The organism is Stenotrophomonas maltophilia group sp. RNC7 (assembly GCF_030910085.1).
Classification (GTDB): domain Bacteria; phylum Pseudomonadota; class Gammaproteobacteria; order Xanthomonadales; family Xanthomonadaceae; genus Stenotrophomonas; species Stenotrophomonas sepilia.
On the sequence record NZ_JAVFVN010000641.1, the window covers coordinates 1 to 490 of the forward strand.

General features: G+C 53.1%; 2 protein-coding genes. Both read right to left on the bottom strand.

Annotated elements, in window-relative coordinates; translation table 11 throughout:
• Nucleotides 1–262, bottom strand: a 262-nt coding sequence (locus RCF13_RS12780) for a gamma-glutamyl-gamma-aminobutyrate hydrolase family protein (protein WP_308141233.1), incomplete at its 3' end; no start/stop codon positions are given.
• 31 nt (nt 263–293) lie between these two features.
• On the bottom strand, nt 294–490 hold a 197-nt coding region (locus RCF13_RS12785; protein WP_308141234.1), incomplete at its 5' end, for a hypothetical protein.

Below are 490 nucleotides of genomic sequence, written 5' to 3' on the forward strand. Positions count from 1 at the left end.
TGCCCAGCAGTTGCATCCCGAGGCAGATCCCCAGGATGGGAATGCGCGCCTGCAGAGCTTGGTGTTTTAGAGGTTCGATAAGTTCGCGTCGCGCGAGCTCCTGCATGGCCACATCAAATGCTCCTACGCCTGGCAGGAGGATCTTGTCGGCCACAAGAATCTCTTCTGGGGTCGTGACCAATTGTGCCGGAACATTGATCTTGCGGAACATATTCAAGATCGAGCCCAGATTGCCTAAGCCATAGTCGACGACGGAAATCATGGAGTTTTCCAAAGAGAAGGGATGGAGCGGTTCAACCGTAGCTCTTTATTCTGCGCCCAAGCAGAGTCGACAGAAACTGTTTTCCCGAGCGGATCGCCTGATACAGGCGATCCTGATTGGCGTACTCGGAATAATGATGGCCAGGCGGTTGCATAAGCGCTTCGAATTCATCGGCGGAAAAGCCCAGCTTTTTTGCGATGTATGCTTTGTCCTGGCGTAATTCTTCCG